The organism is Sulfurospirillum sp. E15m (assembly GCF_059415145.1).
Window position 1 is genome coordinate 560,345 of record NZ_JCAHZS010000001.1, and the last position, 19,236, is coordinate 579,580.

15 protein-coding genes and 1 tRNA gene are annotated in these 19,236 nt (G+C 38.0%); 15 read left to right on the forward strand and 1 reads right to left on the reverse strand.

Annotated elements, in window-relative coordinates; translation table 11 throughout:
* The first annotated feature begins 12 nt into the window (after positions 1–12).
* From AC5SLP_RS02870 to argH, 15 genes are all read left to right on the forward strand, one after another.
* Positions 13–2,256, forward strand: coding sequence for a polyribonucleotide nucleotidyltransferase (locus AC5SLP_RS02870; RefSeq protein WP_495253617.1), 2,244 nt, complete (start codon positions 13–15; stop codon positions 2,254–2,256).
* Between the two features lie 102 nt (positions 2,257–2,358).
* Positions 2,359–2,661: a F0F1 ATP synthase subunit C gene (locus AC5SLP_RS02875; RefSeq protein ID WP_041956852.1), complete on the forward strand. Its 303-nt coding sequence runs from the start codon at positions 2,359–2,361 to the stop codon at positions 2,659–2,661.
* A gap of 52 nt (positions 2,662–2,713) precedes the next feature.
* Positions 2,714–2,798: transfer RNA gene (locus tag AC5SLP_RS02880), tRNA-Leu, on the forward strand.
* A 103-nt stretch (positions 2,799–2,901) separates the two neighbouring features.
* Positions 2,902–3,162, forward strand: coding sequence for a hypothetical protein (locus AC5SLP_RS02885; RefSeq protein ID WP_495253618.1), 261 nt, complete (start codon positions 2,902–2,904; stop codon positions 3,160–3,162).
* A gap of 55 nt (positions 3,163–3,217) precedes the next feature.
* Entirely contained in the window at positions 3,218–5,368 is a 2,151-nt protein-coding gene (locus AC5SLP_RS02890) for a sensor histidine kinase (protein WP_495253619.1), read from the forward strand.
* Between the two features lie 10 nt (positions 5,369–5,378).
* Positions 5,379–6,020: a response regulator transcription factor gene (locus tag AC5SLP_RS02895; RefSeq protein ID WP_495253620.1), complete on the forward strand. Its 642-nt coding sequence runs from the start codon at positions 5,379–5,381 to the stop codon at positions 6,018–6,020.
* 138 nt (positions 6,021–6,158) lie between these two features.
* The gene (locus tag AC5SLP_RS02900) at positions 6,159–7,226 is read left to right on the forward strand and encodes a TRAP transporter substrate-binding protein (protein ID WP_495253621.1); all 1,068 of its coding nucleotides are present in this window, start codon (positions 6,159–6,161) and stop codon (positions 7,224–7,226) included.
* A gap of 114 nt (positions 7,227–7,340) precedes the next feature.
* Positions 7,341–7,874, forward strand: coding sequence for a TRAP transporter small permease subunit (locus tag AC5SLP_RS02905; RefSeq protein WP_495253622.1), 534 nt, complete (start codon positions 7,341–7,343; stop codon positions 7,872–7,874).
* Positions 7,871–9,223 carry a TRAP transporter large permease gene (locus AC5SLP_RS02910; RefSeq protein WP_495253623.1) on the forward strand — a complete coding sequence of 451 codons (1,353 nt, stop codon included), beginning with the start codon at positions 7,871–7,873 and terminating at the stop codon, positions 9,221–9,223. The genes AC5SLP_RS02905 and AC5SLP_RS02910 overlap by 4 nt, the downstream gene beginning before the upstream one ends.
* Before the next feature lie 142 nt (positions 9,224–9,365).
* A complete protein-coding gene (locus AC5SLP_RS02915) occupies positions 9,366–12,191 on the forward strand; it encodes an FAD-binding and (Fe-S)-binding domain-containing protein (protein ID WP_495253624.1) in 2,826 nt (941 codons plus the stop codon).
* 178 nt (positions 12,192–12,369) lie between these two features.
* Positions 12,370–12,618 (forward strand): OadG family protein, encoded by a 249-nt coding sequence (locus AC5SLP_RS02920; protein WP_495253625.1) that lies wholly within the window; start codon positions 12,370–12,372, stop codon positions 12,616–12,618.
* An 18-nt stretch (positions 12,619–12,636) separates the two neighbouring features.
* Positions 12,637–14,457, forward strand: coding sequence for a biotin/lipoyl-containing protein (locus AC5SLP_RS02925; protein WP_495253626.1), 1,821 nt, complete (start codon positions 12,637–12,639; stop codon positions 14,455–14,457).
* Between the two features lie 11 nt (positions 14,458–14,468).
* Positions 14,469–15,779 (forward strand): sodium ion-translocating decarboxylase subunit beta, encoded by a 1,311-nt coding sequence (locus AC5SLP_RS02930; RefSeq protein WP_495253627.1) that lies wholly within the window; start codon positions 14,469–14,471, stop codon positions 15,777–15,779.
* A gap of 31 nt (positions 15,780–15,810) precedes the next feature.
* On the forward strand, positions 15,811–17,379 hold the full coding sequence (gene pckA / locus AC5SLP_RS02935; protein WP_495253874.1) for a phosphoenolpyruvate carboxykinase (ATP): 1,569 nt from the start codon (positions 15,811–15,813) through the stop codon (positions 17,377–17,379).
* Positions 17,380–17,441: 62 nt separating this feature from the next.
* On the forward strand, positions 17,442–18,827 hold the full coding sequence (gene argH, locus AC5SLP_RS02940) for an argininosuccinate lyase (protein ID WP_495253628.1): 1,386 nt from the start codon (positions 17,442–17,444) through the stop codon (positions 18,825–18,827).
* A 37-nt stretch (positions 18,828–18,864) separates the two neighbouring features.
* Here argH and AC5SLP_RS02945 read toward each other — a convergent pair whose 3' ends face one another.
* Entirely contained in the window at positions 18,865–19,221 is a 357-nt protein-coding gene (locus tag AC5SLP_RS02945) for a histidine triad nucleotide-binding protein (RefSeq protein ID WP_495253629.1), read from the reverse strand.
* Between the last annotated feature and the right edge of the window lie 15 nt (positions 19,222–19,236).

Below are 19,236 nucleotides of genomic sequence, written 5' to 3' on the forward strand. Positions count from 1 at the left end.
AGGAGCAAAAGAGTGGAATATAAAATAAGCGTCAATAATCAAGAAGAGACGTATGATCTTGGGAAAGTTGCTAAGCAAGCAGCAGGTGCTGCATTATTAAAAATTAAAAATACAGTTATTTTGGCAACCGTTGCACGTGATGACAATCAAGTCGCCGAGAATTTTGTCCCTCTAACTGTTCAATATGTTGAAAAGAGTTATGCTGTTGGAAAAATTCCAGGTGGATATATTAAACGTGAAACAAAGCCTGGTGATTTTGAGACTTTGACATCTCGAATCATTGATAGAAGCCTTAGACCATTATTCCCAAAAGGGTATGCTTACCCAACACAAATTACGGTATTTGTGCTGAGCTGTGATTCTGAAGTAGATTTACAAGTGGCAGCGCTCAATGCTGCTAGTGCAGCTCTTTACCTCTCTGATATTCCTGTGAATAAAGCTGTTGCAGGTGTGCGTGTAGGTTATATTAATGGTGAATATGTTGTTAATCCAACAAATTCTGAGCTTAAAACCAGTAAACTTGATTTATATGTTGCCGGTACAAAAGAAGAGCTTCTTATGATAGAAATGCGCTCAATTGCCTCTATGGAAACACTCAGTTTACCTGTTATGGCGATTGATCCAATGCTTGACCCAACTCTTGCTGAAAGTGTTATTGCTAAGCAATCCGTCAATGAGTTCGATGAAGATGCGATTGTCGCAGCTATTGATAAAGCGCAAAGTGCCATTACAGAAGCTACAACCGCGTATGAAAATGTATTTAAACCACTGAAAAAAGAAGATGCTGTTTTAGATTATAAAGAAGATTTAGCCAGCGATTCAATTTTCGCCTATATTGATGAATTTTATAAAGAAGAAGTTTACAATGCGATTAGCCAAATGGCAAAAAGCGAACGCGCTAATGAACTCAGTAAAATTGCAGGCAAAGTTTTAAAAGATGATGTAGCAACACTAGAAGGCTGGAGTAAAGAGTTAGTGGATAGTGTATTAGGTGCGTATAAAAAGAAAATTGTCCGTGAAATGATTGTTGAAAAAAGAGTACGTGCGGATGGTCGAAAACTCAATGAAGTACGACCTATTAGTATTGAAACAAATATTCTTCCTCTTGCACACGGTTCTTGTCTTTTTACGAGAGGGCAAACTCAAGCGTTGGTTATTGCAACACTTGGAGGCGATAAAGATGCTCAGATGTATGACCTTTTGACTGAAAAAGGAAGTGTGAGCGATTCTTTTATGGTGAATTATAACTTTCCAGGTTTTTCGGTGGGAGAAGCTGGACCCCTTCGTGCACCAGGCAGAAGAGAATTAGGACATGGTAACCTTGCACGTCGCGCATTAGAGCCTGTTGTGGATATCAACAAACTTCAAACCATTCGCCTTGTTTCTGAAATTTTAGAATCTAATGGTTCATCTTCTATGGCAACCATTTGTGGTGGTGCATTGGCTTTACGAGCAGCGGGTGTGACAACAGAAAAACTTGTTGCTGGTATTGCGATGGGATTGGTTTTTGAAGGCGATAAACATGCTGTTTTAAGTGATATTATGGGATTAGAAGACCATGATGGCGATATGGATTTTAAAGTTGCAGGAACACGTGAAGGTATCACTGCATTACAAATGGATATCAAATTAGGTGGTATCTCTCGAGATGTCCTGAAAGAAGCCTTGTATCAAGCCAAAGAAGGGCGTGCTCATATCCTAGGTATTATGGAAGAAGCTGAGAAAGAAATTGTTGTCAATAATGCTGTTTTACCTAAACTGGAACTTTTTAGTGTTGATCCTTCTAAAATTGTAGATATTATTGGTCAAGCGGGTAAAACCATCAAAGAAATTATTGAAAAATTTGAAGTTTCGATTGATTTAGATCGTGAAAAAGGTGAAGTTAAAATCGCTGGTGAAAATAAAGAAAAAGTTGATGCTGCGAAAGAACATATTATTCAAATCACTAATAAACCTTCCTTTGGTGGACGTGGTGGACATGGCAGAGATCGTGGTGACAAGCACAGTGCACCTAGAGAAGAGAAGCCAATTCCAACGTTTGTGCAAGATGAAGTTGTCGATGGAACTGTAAAACGAATTGTAGATTTTGGTGCTTTTATAGAACTACCAGGCGGTATTGATGGCCTTTTACATGTATCTAAAATTGCAGATCATCGTGTCGATAAAGTCAGTGATTATCTTGCTTTGGAGCAAAAAGTACGTGTCAAAATTTTAAAACAAGCGGGCAATAAAATCGAACTGGAACTTGTAAGATAATTTTAAAGGCTTTTTAACAATTAGATGGGTATAATCTCGCTCACAAAGTGGAAAGTAGGGATTATATCCGAACAGACTTTGAAAAACAATCAGGAGAAATCTGTGAAAAAGATTCTTTTTTTAATGGTAGCATTTGCAACGTTAGCGTTTGCAGGTGAGGGCGAAACAGTTAAAGCATATTCAGCACTAGCTGTAGGTATCGTATTAGGTCTTGCTGCACTTGGTGGTGCAATCGGTATGGGAAATACTGCATCTTCTGCAATTTCTGGAACAGCTAGAAATCCAGGTCTTGGTGGTAAACTTGTAACAACGATGTTTATTGCTCTTGCGATGATTGAAGCACAAGTTATTTACGCACTTGTAATTTCATTAATCCTTCTTTACAAAAATCCATTTCTTGGTTAATTACTAACACAAAAAATAAAGAGGTCTTTTGACCTCTTCTCTCTTTATCTATGCGGACGTGGTGGAACGGTAGACACACTACCTTGAGGTGGTAGCGCACTACGTGTGTGGGGGTTCAAATCCCCCCGTCCGCACCATTTTATTCTTTCACTTTTTTTCATTTCTTAACTTTTATTAAATCTAATGTTGAATTATGTTAGTATCACTTTTTATTTTTCAATTCTATGCAAAAGGAAATCAATGAGAGAATTAGAGTTAAAAAATATTTTAAAAATTGATAATCGAGAGTTTTTAATTTCAACTATCAGTATGCATGTTCGACACTCATTTTTTGAAGGTGATACTCAAAAAGTAGTGTATGAAACAATGGTATTTGAAATATTAAACGATGAAGTTCAATTTCACCACCCCATTTTCAATGAACGCTATAATATGGCTGATGAAGCGATTGCGGAACATAGCGCCATTATCAAGAATCCAAAAAACTTCTTTATTATTTAATTACTCCATTTTATAGATGAAAAAACTTCTTTTTTTACTAGGAGTGAGTGTTACTTTGCTATTTGCAACGCAACAAGCGCAACAATCTCCTAAAGATATATTATTGATTCAATCGTATCATAAAGGGTATAAATGGAGCGATGATATATCAAAAGTTATTGAAAAAAATTTTTCAGAACATGATAATATGTTTTTATCAACCGTCTATATGGATACGAAAAGAGTAGATACCCCAGAATACTTAAATTCCTTTTATCTCTACTATAAAGAGCGATTTAAACATTATAAATTTGATGTTGTTATTGTTGCCGATAATAGTGCATTAGACTTTGTAAAATTACACTACGAAGAGCTCTTTTCCCATTCACCTATTGTTTTCTTAGGAATTAATAACTTTGAACCTAGCATGATTGAAGGGATAAAAAATGTTAGTGGTGTCGTGGAAAATGTTGATATCGAAAAAAATATTGATTTGATTCTGTCATTAGACCCACAGCTCGATAAAATTTTAATCATTAACGAACAGTCCATTACCGGTGATGCTATTAGGCACCAAATCGATGCGATTATGCCAAAATACAAAAACAAGACGGCTATAGAGTATGTTAATAGTATGGATATGGATGAAATTGCCGCAAAAACGAAAGAACTGAGCAATCATAGTGCTATTTTATGGGTTCTTCTCTTTAAAGATAAAACAGGCAAGTTTTTTACGTATAAAGACAATTTACAACAGATTAGGAAAATTACAAATATTCCAATTTATGGACTGTGGGATTTTTATTTAGACTATGGAATAGTTGGTGGCTTTCTAACCAGTGCCATATCGCAAGCAGAGGCTGCTTCAAAAATAGTGAATCAAATACTTGCCGGTAAAGACCCTCACAATATTCCCATCGTCGAAACCAGCCCTAATCGTTATATTTTTGATTATAAAGAGTTGAAGTCTCATCGAATTGATATCTCTCCATCCATTAAATCTTATGAAATAATCAATAAACCGTTCTCTTTTTATGAAGAGTATAAACATTACGTTTGGCTTGTGATAGCCATTTTAAGCGCTATTTGTATGGTGGTTGTTTTCTTAATGCAAAATGTTCGTATTCGAAAACAGAGTGAGTTAGCATTAAAAAACCAGCTTGAGTTTAATAAAGTCCTTCTCGATACCATTCCCAATCCAATTTATTATACCAATGTTGCAGGCGAATATATAGGGAGTAATGTCTCTTTTGCAAAGCTGTATGATCACAGCAAGGAAGAGATGATAGGCAAAACGGCATTTGATTTTTTTCCAAAAGAGTGGGCGGAAGAGCGACGTAAAAATGATTTGGATTTATTGGCCAATAAAAGCTCAGGAACATTTGAATTAATGCTCCATTTTCCTCAAAAACGTGCAAGATTATTTGCGCTAAACAAGGCTGTGTATACGAACATTGATGGCAGTGTCGGTGGTATCGTTTGTATTATGGATGATATAACGGAGCGTATGCAACATCAACAATTTTTAATTCAACAGTCAAAATTAACAGAGATGGGAGAGATGATAGCCGGTGTGGCGCACCAATGGAATGAACCTTTGGTTGAATTGTCTGCTATTATGCAAGATATGGAATTTTGTTTTAATAGCGGAGAAATGGACGGACCTAAAATGAAAGAGTTTGTGCGGGATGCTATTATCCAGATTCAGTATATGTCCCAAACGCTCAAAGATTTCAGGAATTTTTTAAAGCCTTCGACACGAAAAACACTTTTCTGCGCAAAGAAAGCTTTATTAGAGGTATTAGAAATTATTGGCAGACAAATTTTTTATGCACATATTGACCTGAGTGTGGTATATTTAAAAGATGTTGATAGTTTTCCGGTTTATGGGTATGAAAATGAGTTTAAACAAGTTTTACTCAATGTTATCAATAATGCTAAAAATAAATTGACAAAGACCCGCAAAGGTGAGCGGATCATGATTGAGTTAGACAAAGAAATAACGCGTACAAAAATTGTGATTAGCGATGATGGTGGCATCATTCCAGAGAAGATTATCGGCTTTATTTTTGATCCCTATTTTACGACCAGCAAAAATGGAACGGGGCTAGGTCTTTATATGGCAAAAATGATTATTGAAGATAAAATGGGCGGAACAATACGTGTTCAAAACAGTGGTATTAACAAAGTAGAATTTACAATATTAGTACCAAATGCTATACAATGAAAGGCTTGAAATGAAAATTTTGCTTTTAGAAGACAATGCAAGGCTCAATGCGACAATCGTCAAGAGACTTGAAGCCAAAGGATACGATGTTGATGCTTTTATTGATGGCAAAATGGCAGACGAATCACTTGATAATGGGTATGCCTGTTTTATTTTAGATATTAATGTCCCTACCGTTGATGGTATTGAAATCCTCAAAAAAATTCGTGATTTTTATCACGAAACACCGGTGATTATTATTAGCTCAAGTGTCGAACTTGAAGTGATTAAAGATGCTTATAATTATGGGTGTAACGATTTTATCAAAAAGCCTTTTTTCATTGATGAATTAGAAATAAAAATTGAAAAATTGTGTAATATTCGCCATGATATTGTCAGTCTTGGTGAAAATTGTCACTTCGATTTCCAAACCAGTCTCTTAAAAATTGGAGATTATGAAGAACATCTTTCGAGAAAAGAGAAACTTTTACTCAATATTTTAATCAGCGAAAAAGGAAAAGTTGTCTCATTTGATAAAATTCAAGCCATGGTATGGGAAGGCAATTTTGCGAGTCTTGACTCCATTCGTTCCCTAATGCGAAGACTTCGAAAAAAAATCCCCTTTGAATGTATAGAAACCGTTGTGGATGTCGGCTATATTTTACGCTTCTAATCAGTTACCATAAGTAACACAAATTTTGTCTTATTATTAGAACGTTCTTACATGTAAAAACTCGTTGTTTGTATAAATGAAAAATTTATACACACTATCCTATGATTTGGTCGAGTTTAACATTTTAAAGGAGTTCGAATGAAGCTTTCTGCTAAAAAAGTTCTGGGTCATTTAGCGCTTATCTGTTTGTTGATGGTATCTGCAAATGCAGCAAGTGATAAAGTAACATGGAAGTTGGCAACTTCTTGGAATGCTACATTTCCACCGTTTACGAACGCTGTTGAAAACATGGCGAAAATGGTCGAAGAGATGAGTGGAGGTGATTTTAAGATCAAAGTTGATGCTGTTAATAAGCATAAGTCTGCATTTGGTGTCTTAGATATGGTCAAGTTAGGACAGTACGATATGGCACATTCTGCTTCGTACTATTGGAAAGGTAAAGACCCTGTGTTACTCCTTTTTACGACAATGCCATTTGGTATGAATGCATTAGAACAATATGCATGGTTCTATTACGGTGGTGGCATGGACTTGATGCAAAAAGCTTATGAAAAACATGGTGTTTACTCCTTCCCTGGTGGTAACACCGGTGTTCAAATGGGTGGATGGTTCCGCAAAGAGATCAATACCGTGGACGATCTTAAGGGACTTAAGATGAGAATTCCTGGTTTTGCGGGTGAAATTATGGCAAAACTTGGATGTGCTGTGACAAATATTGCTCCTGGTGAGCTTTATACGGCATTAGAGCGTGGAACGATTGATGCACTAGAGTGGGTTGGACCTGGTATGGATATTAGTATGGGTTTCCATAAAATAGCACCTTATTACTATACAGGATGGCATGAACCCGCGACAGAATTGCAATTTATCGTTAATAAAACGAAATTCGATAGCCTTTCCCACAAGAATAAGGAAATTCTACGAACGGCAATGCGGTTAGCTGCATACGATATGTTGATTCAAAATATTGATATGAGTGCAACGGCTTGGTCAAAAATTCAAACCGAATATCCCAATATCAAGATTAAGACGTTTCCAAAACCTGTAATGGATGCGATGCGTCAAGCCAATGCGGAACTTGTCAAGGAAGAATCCGAGAAGAGTCCTGAGTTTAAAGAGATTGTTGAGTCACAACAAGCGTATATGAAAAAAGCGCGAGCATGGACGCTGATTGGTGAGTATGCTTATATCCGAGATAATCAATAGACACAATAGTGTATTGTCCTTTTTTTAAAGGGCAATACACTATAATTCTAAAAGACAATTAAGTACGTCTAGCGTATTTAGTTGTCTTTTCGCATTTATATACAAAGGATTTTTATGCTTGTTAAGCTCGAAAAATGGTTTGATATGATCAGCGATGCCATTGGTCATCTCTGTTCATTTTTGATGATTGCGATGATGCTTAATATCTTTTACGATGTTTTTATGCGTTATCTTTTTAAAAGTGGCTCTATTGCATTGCAAGAGATGGAGTGGCATCTTTTTTCTGTCATTATTTTACTCGGTATGTCTTATGCCCTCAAAGAAGATTCACATGTTCGCGTTGATGTGTTATATGCCAAATGGAGTGATAAAAAGAAAGCATTGGTCAATATCATCGGAGCATTTCTTTTCATCACACCGATTGCCTTATTGGTTGCCTTGGGCTCTGTTGGATTTGTTATGGAGTCATTTAATACGCATGAAATCAGTGGCGATCCAGGTGGATTAACCCATCGTTGGATTCTTAAAGCGTTTATTCCTTTGTCCTTTTGGTTGCTTATTTTCATTGCTACAGGATTTGTCATTAAAAATGTCAATGTTTATCGTGGTATTCATAAGAGTGAAGAGCATAAGGAGAATATCATATGATCGGAATCATTATGTTCTTCGTCGGTATGCTCATGCTACTGATTGGATTTCCTGTCGCTTTTACGTTTGGCGCAGTTTCGGTTATTTTTGGTTTGATAGCAGGTGTCGTTGAATCTTTAGGTGATGGTGGTACCTTAATAGAAGGTTTGGAAATTGGTTCCAATATGTTTGCGTTTATGCCGCATCGTATTTGGGCCATTATGAACAATACGATTCTTATCGCTGTACCGATGTTTATTTTAATGGGTATTATTTTGCAAAAATCAAGATTAGCAGAGAGATTGCTCGAAGCTATGGGATTTTTGTTTGGCGAAATTCGTGGAGGACTTGCTATCAGTACGGTTTTAGTTGGTGCACTTTTGGCTGCTTCAACAGGTGTTGTAGGCGCAAGTGTTGTCGCAATGGGTGTTATTTCATTACCAGTAATGATGAAATACAATTATTCAAAATCATTGGCATGCGGCACGATTTGTGCATCAGGGACTTTAGGTCAAATTATTCCGCCATCGGTTGTTTTAATTATTTTAGGCGATGTGTTTCAGCAGCCTGTGGGTGATCTTTTTGAAGGTGCTTTTTGGCCTGGACTAACACTCGTGGCACTCTATATTATCTATATTGCTATTGCGTCATATCTTAAAAAAGACATGGCACCTGCGATTCCAAAAAATGAAATAACGGCAAGTAAATTACACCAAATTTGGATTGCCCTGAAAGCAATTTTACCGCCTCTTATTTTAATTATGCTGGTGTTGGGTTCTATCTTTGAAGGAATTGCTACACCTACAGAATCTTCTGCGGTAGGGTGTATCGGTGCTATGCTTTTAGCATGGATATACAAATCGTTTTCGTTTAAAATGATTCATGAAGCTTCTTTGGAAACAGTGCGCGCGACGGCGATGGTTTTTGCAATTTTAATTGGTGCAACCGCTTTTTCAATGGTCTTTTCTTATACCGGCGGCGATGAAATCATTGAAGAAATTATGCGTAACTTACCTGGGGATAAATGGGGATTTATTGTTGTGTCGATGCTTGCGATTATGACATTAGGATTTTTTATTGATTTTGTGGAAATTTCCTATATTATTGTCCCTATTCTAGCACCGATTGCTGAAGGGTTAGGCTTCAATCCTGTGTGGTATGCATTGCTCATTGCACTCAATCTGCAAACATCGTTTTTAACGCCTCCTTTTGGATTTAGTCTCTTTTATTTAAGAGGTGTTGCCCCTCCAAATGTAACGACTTTGCACATTTATAAAGGGGTTGTACCTTTTATTCTTTTACAAATTTTAGTCTTAGCCATGTTTGCCATTTATCCAGAATTTTATGGTGTGGAGATGATGCTAAAATAGCGATTTTTCCTTCAAAAAAAGTTACATGTAAAACGTGTAACTTTTTTACTTTTTTTTTACATGTAAAAAAGATTTTCTTAAAATATCATATGTTTTTTATGCCTTCTTGTTAGACTAAAGAAAATTCACAGAAGGATACTCGATGACACTGAGTGGTAACTATCTTGATTTCTATAAGGAAATCATCAATTTTATTCCAGAATCACGTATTTTTACGGATCCATTGCATACGATTGCTTATGGTACGGATGCTTCATTTTATCGCTTAATTCCAAAGGTTGTCGTTTGGGTTAATAATGCTGATGAAGTCAGTCGCATTTTAAAAACGTCCTCTTCTTTGAACTTACCCGTTGTTTTCAGAGCTGCAGGTACAAGCTTGTCGGGACAAGCCATTACGGATTCGATTTTACTTGTCACCTCTCGCGATTGGAAAAAAATCAACGTTAATGCCGACATCAGTCACATCACATTGCAACCTTCTGTTGTGGGAGCGGATGCGAACGCTTATTTGCTTCCGTATGGTAAAAAAATAGGTCCAGACCCTGCAAGTATCGGTTCAGCGATGATTGGTGGAATTGCAGCCAATAATGCGAGTGGTATGTGCTGTGGAACAACCGATAACTCCTATAAAACCTTAGAGTCTATGAAAATCATTTTTCACGATGGTAGCGAGCTGGATACTGCTTCGAAAGAGAGCATTGCAGCATTCCAAGCATCGCATGCATCTTTAATTGAACGCATTGATGCTTTGGCTAAACGTGCAAAAAATACGCCTGAACTTTATGAAAAAATTGTTCGCAAATTCAAAATTAAAAATACCTGTGGGTATAGTTTGAACGCATTAGTTGATTTTGAAGACCCTATTGATGTTATTTCACATTTAATGATTGGTAGTGAAGGAACCCTTGGTTTTATCAAAGAAATCACTTTTAAAACCGTTCCAGAATATAAAGATAAAGCCAGCGCTTTGATGATTTTTAAAACCATCAAAGATGCCTGTGATGCTGTCATCGTTTTAAAAACACAATGCAAAGAGAATGTCGCTGCCGCTGAAATGATGGATAGAGCGGGACTTAAAAGCGTTGAAGACCAAGAGGGTATGCCAACGTTTCTTAAGACGCTAAGTCCTACGGCCACAGCGGTATTAGTTGAGAGTAGGGCCGCTAATGATGAACTTTTAGAGAACAATATTACAATCATTCTTGAAAAACTAGCACATATCGAACCTGAGCTCCCATTGCATTTTACGAAAGATGTGTATGAATACACCAAATATTGGAAAATTCGTAAAGGACTTTTCCCTGCCGTAGGTGCCGTGCGCGAAAGTGGTACAACGGTTATTATTGAAGATGTGGCTTATCCCATTGAATCGCTTGCAGATGCAACATTAGAGTTACAAGCGTTATTTGTCAAATATGGATATAACGAAGCGATTATTTTTGGACATGCCCTTGATGGCAACTTACACTTTGTCTTTACGCAAGCTTTCGATGATGAGGCTGAGGTCAAACGTTATGAAGCATTTATGCAAGAAGTGGCAGAACAAGTTGCGACAAAATATCAAGGAAGCTTGAAAGCAGAGCATGGAACAGGGCGCAATATGGCTCCATTTGTTGAGTTAGAATGGGGTCAAGAAGCGTATAGTCTTATGCAAGAGATTAAAGCGATTTTTGATCCAAAAGGGCTTATTAACCCTGGCGTCATCATCAATGCAGACCCTAAAGCGCATTTGAAAAATTTTAAATCAATGCCAGCAACAGATGCGTATATCGATAAATGTATCGAATGTGGTTTTTGTGAACCTGCTTGTCCATCCAATTTTTTAACATTGACTCCTCGCCAACGCATTGTTGCAAATCGCTATATGAAGACACTCGAGCTACAAAATGATGTTGAAGCACTGAATGAACTCAAAGCCTTGTATCAATACGATGGTGTAGAAACGTGCGCAACCTGTTCACTTTGTTCTTTATTGTGTCCTGTTGGAATTGATACAGGCTCACTTACAAAAAAATTGCGCTCTAAACAAATAGGTGCTTTAGGCCACAGTGTTGCAGGTTTTATCGCCAATCACTACGAAGGTGTTTTAAGTACAGGACGTGTTGCCTTGAGTGCCGTTAAAGGTGTGAACGCGCTGATACCTGATAGCGTGATGAAAGGCATGAGTCTAGGGCTTCGAAGTATTACCGCCAATAAACTCCCCTTGTGGTCGGCGAGTTTGCCTTCTGGTAGAGCATTTAAGCCTGTTTTGAAAAATAAAAATTCACAAGATAAAGTCGTCTATTTCTCGTCTTGTATCAATAGAACAATGGCGAACCCAAAAGAGAAAAATGGTGAGAGAACACTCGATGTTGTTATTATCGATATTTTAGAAAAAGCGGGTTACGATGTCATTATCCCACAAAAGATTGATAATCTTTGTTGCGGTATGCCTTTTTCAAGTAAAGGGTATGTTACAGAAGGTAAGCAAAAATCAGATGAGCTCAAAGAGGCGCTTAAACGTGCTAGTGAAAATGGAAAATACCCCATTTTATGCGATATGAGTCCTTGTAGCAAGACGATGGCACAGAATTTTGGAGATGAACTGAAAGTTCATGATACCGTTGAATTCATCTTAGAGTATTTAGTGGGTCGTGTAACGTTTAAACAAATTGATGAGCCCATTGTAATTCATACGACATGTAGTACGCGAAAAACAGGGCTTGCTGAGAAGTTTGAAAAAATAGCGCGTATGTGTAGTTCAAAAGTAACAATCCCTGCGGATATTACGTGCTGTGGATTTGCAGGAGATCGTGGCTTCACGTTTCCAGAACTGAACAAATCAGCCCTTCGCCATCTCAAATCTTCTATCCCCTCCGATACAAAATTGGCATTTTCAACCAGTAAAACCTGTGAAATCGGCTTGAGTGAAGAGAGTGGGTTAGATTACCGCTCTATCTTTTATTTAGTCGAACGCTGCATCTCGTAACATTATAAAAACAACTTATGATCTCAGTACATCCATCTCTATTTTATAGGTGGATGTACTCTGGATTTTTCCTCTCTTCTCTCTTCCTTCTCTGAGTTTGATTTAATAAAAGAAATGATAAAATACAAAAATTTGGGCTATTGTTTTTAGTTAAATTTAAACTTAAAGGGTTGCGTCTATGGAAGTTAACTTGATAGTGGAGGCCTTGAAATTCTTGGTTCTTGGTATGTCCACAGTATTCATGTTTTTAGCATTGATGGTGGTTGTTCTTAGCATTCAGGCTAAAATCATTATGAAGTACTTTCCTCCAAAAGAGGAAACACTAACAGCAACTGGCTATGCCAGTCAGGAAGTATCAAAAAAGAATAACTTCTCAGTTGTTGCAGCAATTGCTGCATCTCTTAAATCACACAATCAATCAAAATAGAAAAAAGGGCAAAGTAAAATGGCTAAAAAATACATCGATGTGATGGATACGACGTTTAGAGATGGGTTTCAATCAGTTTTTGGCGGACGCGTTTTAATGGATGATTTTCTTCCCGCAGTGGCCGCAGCACGTGAGGCAGGCATTAGTCATTTTGAATTTGGTGGAGGAGCACGTTTTCAAAGTTTGTATTTTTATTTGAATGAAGATGCTTTTACCATGATGGATAAATTTCGCGAAATTGCAGGTCCTGATGCAAATCTTCAAACATTGGCGCGTGGCGTAAATACCGTCATGCTCGATACCGGCAATCGTGATTTGATTGACTTGCATGCCAAAATGTTTAAAAAACACGGTACAACAACTATCCGTAACTTTGATGCACTCAACGATGTCGAAAATCTTAAATACAGTGGAGAGCGCATTGTCCATCATGGTTTAAAACATGAAATTGTTGTCACAATGATGGATTTACCACCGCATTGTGTGGGTGCGCATGATGTAGCGTTTTATGAGAAAACATTGCGTGCTATTTTGGATTCGGGTATTCCGTATCATAGTATTTGTTTTAAAGATGCCAGCGGTACTTCAAGTCCTCAAAAAGTGTACGAAACGATTAAAATGGCACGTAAACTTGTTCCAGAAGGAACGCATTTACGTCTGCATACGCATGAGACAGCGGGTGTAAGTGTCGCCTGTTATTTAGCAGCACTTGAAGCAGGTATTGATGGTATTGACCTTGCGGCATCACCTGTAAGTGGCGGTACTTCTCAACCTGACATTTTAACGATGCTTCATGCGACAAAAGGTAAAGCGTTTGATCTTGGCGGATTAGACCTTGAGAAGATTCTAACGTATGAGGAAGTGCTTCAAGATTGTTTAAAAGATTATTTCATGCCGCCAGAAGCGGTACAAGTTTCTCCTCTTATTCCTTTCTCCCCAATGCCAGGCGGTGCTTTAACTGCAAATACTCAAATGTTACGTGATAACAATATCCTTCATAAATTTCCAGAAGTCATTAAAGCAATGCGTGAAGTAGTTGAAAAAGGTGGTTACGGTACCAGCGTTACACCTGTTTCACAATTTTATTTTCAACAAGCATTTAACAACGTTATGTTTGGACCATGGAAAAAAATTGCGGATGGTTATGGCAAAATGGTCTTGGGCTATTTTGGTAAAACACCCGTTACACCTGATAGCGATGTTGTTGCCCTCGCAAGCGCACAGCTTAAATTAGCACCAACAACACGCAATGCAATGGACCTTGCAGACGAAGATGACGCAAAATCACTTTTACATGTAAAACAAACTCTTGAAAAAGAAAACATTCCTGTAACCGATGAAAACCTCTTTATTGCAGCCGCATGTAAAGAAAAAGGTGTTGCGTTCTTAAAAGGCGAAGCAAAAATTAATGTAAGAAAAATTAGCCCGGCTAAAGAAGAAGTGGTCGCTCTTGGCGGAAACGAATATACCGTGACGGTCAATGGTCAAAAATATCACGTCAAATCAGAAGAAAACAGCAGTGTTCTTTTGGTCAATGGTGAAATTTATGATATTGAGGTGCAAGAGGGTTGTGAAGAAGGTTTTGCAGAAACCTCCTCAACGACTGCTACAACGGCATCATCTTCAAATGGATTAGAAGTTAAAGCTGGATTACCAGGTTCTATTTTTAAAGTGCTTGTCAATGCGGGTGACCGTGTTGCGAAAGGTCAGCCGGTCATCGTGATTGAAGCGATGAAGATGGAAATTGAAGTTGCGGCACCACAAGATGGTATCGTGAGTATGGTTAAAGTGAAACAAGGTGATACGGTAGTTAATGGCCAAGTCCTTGTCATTCTTTGAGAAGGAGCCGCATGAAGAAATATATTTTATCTATCATGTTTTTCTTGGGTCTCGTGGCATTTGCAACAACGCTGAATGCCAGTGATGTCGCTAAGGAAAATTTAAATCAAGATTATAAATCTAAAAGTGTAGCAGAGCTTTTTGGTTCATTGTACGAATCAACAGGTATCAATGCGATGATCAACCCCCAAGAGGGATTAATGTCGCACGGTATTCCTGTTTCTAAATTCAACCAAGGTGCGGGTCGCGTTATTATGATGGCCATCTGTTTTTTACTTTTTTATCTGGCTATTTCTAAAGGATTTGAACCACTATTGCTGATTCCTATCGCTTTTGGTGGATTCTTAGCCAATATTCCTGTGGCAGACATTGCAGGACCTGAAGGGTTTTTAGGAATATTATTTAATATGGGAATTAGCTCAGGACTCTTCCCATTACTCATTTTTATGGGTGTTGGAGCGATGACGGATTTTGGACCTCTTTTGGCCAATCCCAAAACGGCTCTTCTTGGTGGCGCAGCTCAACTTGGTATTTTTGGAACCATCGTCGGTGCGGCTATTTTGACCGAATATACGGGTATTATTAATTTTTCATTGAAAGATGCATGTGCTATCGGTATTATTGGTGGTGCGGATGGCCCTACATCGATTTTCGTGGCAACAAGACTCGCACCTGATTTATTGGGTGCCATTGCTGTGGCAGCTTATTCTTATATGGCCCTTGTTCCTATTATTCAACCACCTATTATGCGTGCACTCACAACAAAAGCTGAGCGCCAAATTAAAATGGAACAGCTTCGTGAAGTTTCAAAACTCGAAAAAATTATTTTTCCTATTTCTATTATGGTGTTATGTATTTTAATTTTACCGGATGCAACGCCGCTGATTGGCGCACTCTCCTTTGGTAATTTAGCGCGTGAATCAGGTGTTGTTAAAAGACTTTCTGACACAATGGAAAATGCTTTAATTAATATTGTCACCATCTTTCTTGGTCTTTCTGTTGGCTCAAAATTAGCCGCAGAAAAATTTTTAGTTCCTGAAACGTTAGGAATTTTGGTGCTTGGTTTGGCCGCTTTTGCTACGGGTACTGCTGGCGGTGTGATTATGGCAAAAATTATGAATAAATTTAGTAAACATAAAGTGAATCCGTTGATTGGATCAGCAGGCGTAAGTGCTGTACCAATGGCAGCGAGGGTTTCAAATAAAGAAGGTATGAAAGAAGACCCTACCAATATGCTCTTAATGCATGCGATGGGTCCAAATGTTGCAGGTGTCATTGGCTCTGCGGTTGCAGCAGGTGTGTTGCTCTCCATTTTTAAATAAACGTTTTGAGGATACAAAAGTTATGTCGAAGATTAATGAAGTAGAAAAGTTGGGATTAACCAATATGGGCAAGATTTACTACAATTTAGGCTATGATGAATTATTGGAACATGAAGTGAAAAATAATGAAGGCCGCCTCACCCATAATGGTACTTTCAGTGTAGATACAGGTATTTTTACAGGTCGTAGCCCAAAAGATAAATATTTTGTCGATCAAGAACCTTCTAATAAGTACATTTCTTGGGGCAAAATGAACCATAAGGTCAGTAAAGAAGTATTTAACGAACTTTTCGACAAAGTCAAAAAGCAACTCTCTGGTAAAGATATTTATATTCAAGATGCGTACAGTGGTGGAAGTTTAGAAAGCCGTAAAAGTATTCGTGTTGTAACGGAGATTGCATGGCAAGCCCATTTCGTAAAAAACATGTTTATTCGCCCAAGCGACGAAGAACTTGCCTCTTTTAAACCTGATTTTGTCCTCTACAATGCGTGTAAAATTGTCAATGACGATTATAAAAAGCATGAGCTTCATTCCGATGTTTTTGTTGTGTTTAATGTCGAAGAGAATATCGCTATTATTGGTGGTACATGGTACGGTGGCGAGATTAAAAAAGGTATTTTCTCTATGATGAATTACTGGTTACCATTAGAGGGTAAACTCTCCATGCATTGTTCTGCTAACGTGGGTGCAAAAGGAGATACAGCTCTATTCTTTGGTCTTTCCGGTACAGGAAAAACAACACTTTCAACCGATCCAAAACGAAAATTAATTGGCGATGATGAACACGGTTGGGACGATGAAGGTATCTTCAATTTTGAAGGTGGATGTTATGCCAAATGTATCAATCTTGATCCAAGTAGCGAACCAGAAATTTTTGGGGCTATTAAAAAAGACGCTCTTTTAGAAAACGTTGTCATTGACGAAAAAGGTGTTGTTGATTATGCTGACGCTTCTAAAACAGAGAACACGCGTGTCTCTTACCCTATTTACCATATTGACAACCATGAAACTTCACTTCAAGCTGGACATCCAAAAAAGATTATTTTCCTAAGCGCGGATGCTTTTGGTGTTTTACCTCCTGTTTCAAAACTCACAAAAGAACAAGCAATGTATTATTTCTTGAGTGGTTATACGGCAAAAGTTGCGGGAACAGAACGTGGGATTACCGAACCTGTTGCAACCTTTAGTGCATGTTTTGGTGAGGCATTCTTACCCCTTCATCCAACTGTGTATGCTAAGCTTTTGGGTGAAAAAATTGCAAAACACAATGTGGATGTTTATTTAGTCAATACTGGCTGGAGTGGCGGAAGCTATGGTGTGGGTAAACGTATGAGTATTAAAGCAACTCGCGCGTGTATTAACGCTATTTTGGATGGTAGTATTAATGATTGCGATTTTGAAAAAATCCCTGTCTTTAATATCGAAGTCCCTAAATGCCTAGCAGGTGTTCCAACAGAAATTTTAAATCCAGTCAATACATGGGTTGATAAAAGCTTGTATGATGCTACGCGCGATGAATTGGCAGAGATGTTCATCGAAAACTTCAAAAAATACATTACACCAGATTCTGATTTCTCAAACGCTGGTCCAAAACTCTAATTTTAACTTTACATGTAAAGAGGCGTTGAGCCTCTTTACGCTTTTTTTCAAGGAGAGACTTTATGTCAAAGCTATGGTCTGGCAGATTTGCCAAGAGTGGTGCACAACTGTTAGATGAATTTAATGCTTCATTGCCTTTTGATCGAAAACTGTATGAAGAAGATATCAAAGGCTCAATGGCTCATGCGACGATGCTCGCAAAACAAGGGATACTCACTCAAGACGAAGCCGATCAAATTGCAACGGGGTTATTGCAAATTAAACATGAAATAGATGAAGGCAATTTTGTTTTCGATATTGCACATGAAGATATTCATATGTCCGTAGAAACACGGTTAATTGACTTAATTGGTGAGGCAGGAAAGCGGTTACATACAGCACGTAGCCGAAACGATCAAGTGGCGGTTGATTTTAGATTGTACGTTCAAAAACAGACAAAAGTCATTGTCCATGTTTTAGAAGACGTTATCACGGTTTTAATGAGCATTGCCAAAGAGCATACGACGACACTTTTGCCTGGTATGACGCATCTACAACACGCGCAACCCATCAATTTAGCCTTTCATCTTCTCGCATATGTTTCGATGTTTAAACGTGATATTGAACGACTTGAGAGTTCCTATCAACGCAATAATGTGTTACCACTAGGCTGTGCGGCACTTGCCGGAACACCACATAATATTGACCGGGAATACGTTGCAAAACTCCTTGGGTTTGAAAGCGTGAGTGTTAATTGTTTAGATACCGTGAGTGATCGTGATTTTGCGCTGGAAATTTTATTTAATATCTCAACGATTATGATGCATGTCTCACGTTTTGCAGAAGAGTTAATCTTATGGTCAAGCTATGAATTTAAATTTGTGACATTAAGCGATGAGTATTCTACAGGAAGCTCTATTATGCCTCAAAAGAAAAACCCTGACGTTCCTGAACTTTTACGTGGAAAAACAGGACGCGTAAATGGGAATCTCATCTCCTTGCTTACTGTACTTAAAGGCCTTCCTTTAGCCTATAACAAAGATATGCAAGAGGATAAAGAGGGTGTTTTTGATAGTGTTGAGACAGTCTTTATGTCACTGAATATTCTTAAAGAAGCGGTGCGCACGATGACAATTAACACCAATAAAATGCGTCAAGCGTGTGAAGTTGGTCATTTAAGTGCAACGGATTTGGCAGATTATTTGGTACAAAAGTGCAATGTTCCTTTCCGAGAAGCACATTTTATTACGGGTCGTGCCGTAGCACATGCTGAGAGCTTAGGGATGGATTTAAGCGTTCTTAGTGCAAAAGAACTTCAAAAAGTAGATGACAGAATTGGTGAAGATGTGGGTGAATATCTCAACTTGACGCATTCGATGAACGCAAGAACTTCGCAAGGTGGGACATCAACAGCTTCTACCTGCCAGCAGATTAAAATTTTTGAAGCATGGATGAGCGAGAGAAAGTAGCGTAAGAAGAGGGATGCTCATCCCTCTTAAAATGATTTTATAGAAATTTGCGAGTATCACTATCCGCAAGATGATCCCATGAAAGTTTGGCACCGCCTAAAAGGTGGAAGTGTAAATGAAAGACTTCTTGACCCCCATCGACACCATTATTTGTAATCAAACGATAACCGCTAGCATCCAGCCCTAAAAGCTTCGCAACACTTTGTACAAACTGCGTTAAACCTACCATAATAGCAGGATCGACTTCTTGAAAGCAGGTGTATTCAACTTTGGGAATAATCAAGATATGAATGGGCGCTTTAGGGTTAATGTCGTGAAACGCTAAAAAATCCTCATTTTCTAAAACTTTGTTGCAAGGGATCTCACCACTTACGATTTTGCTGAAGATTGTCATCGCCTTCTCCTTGTT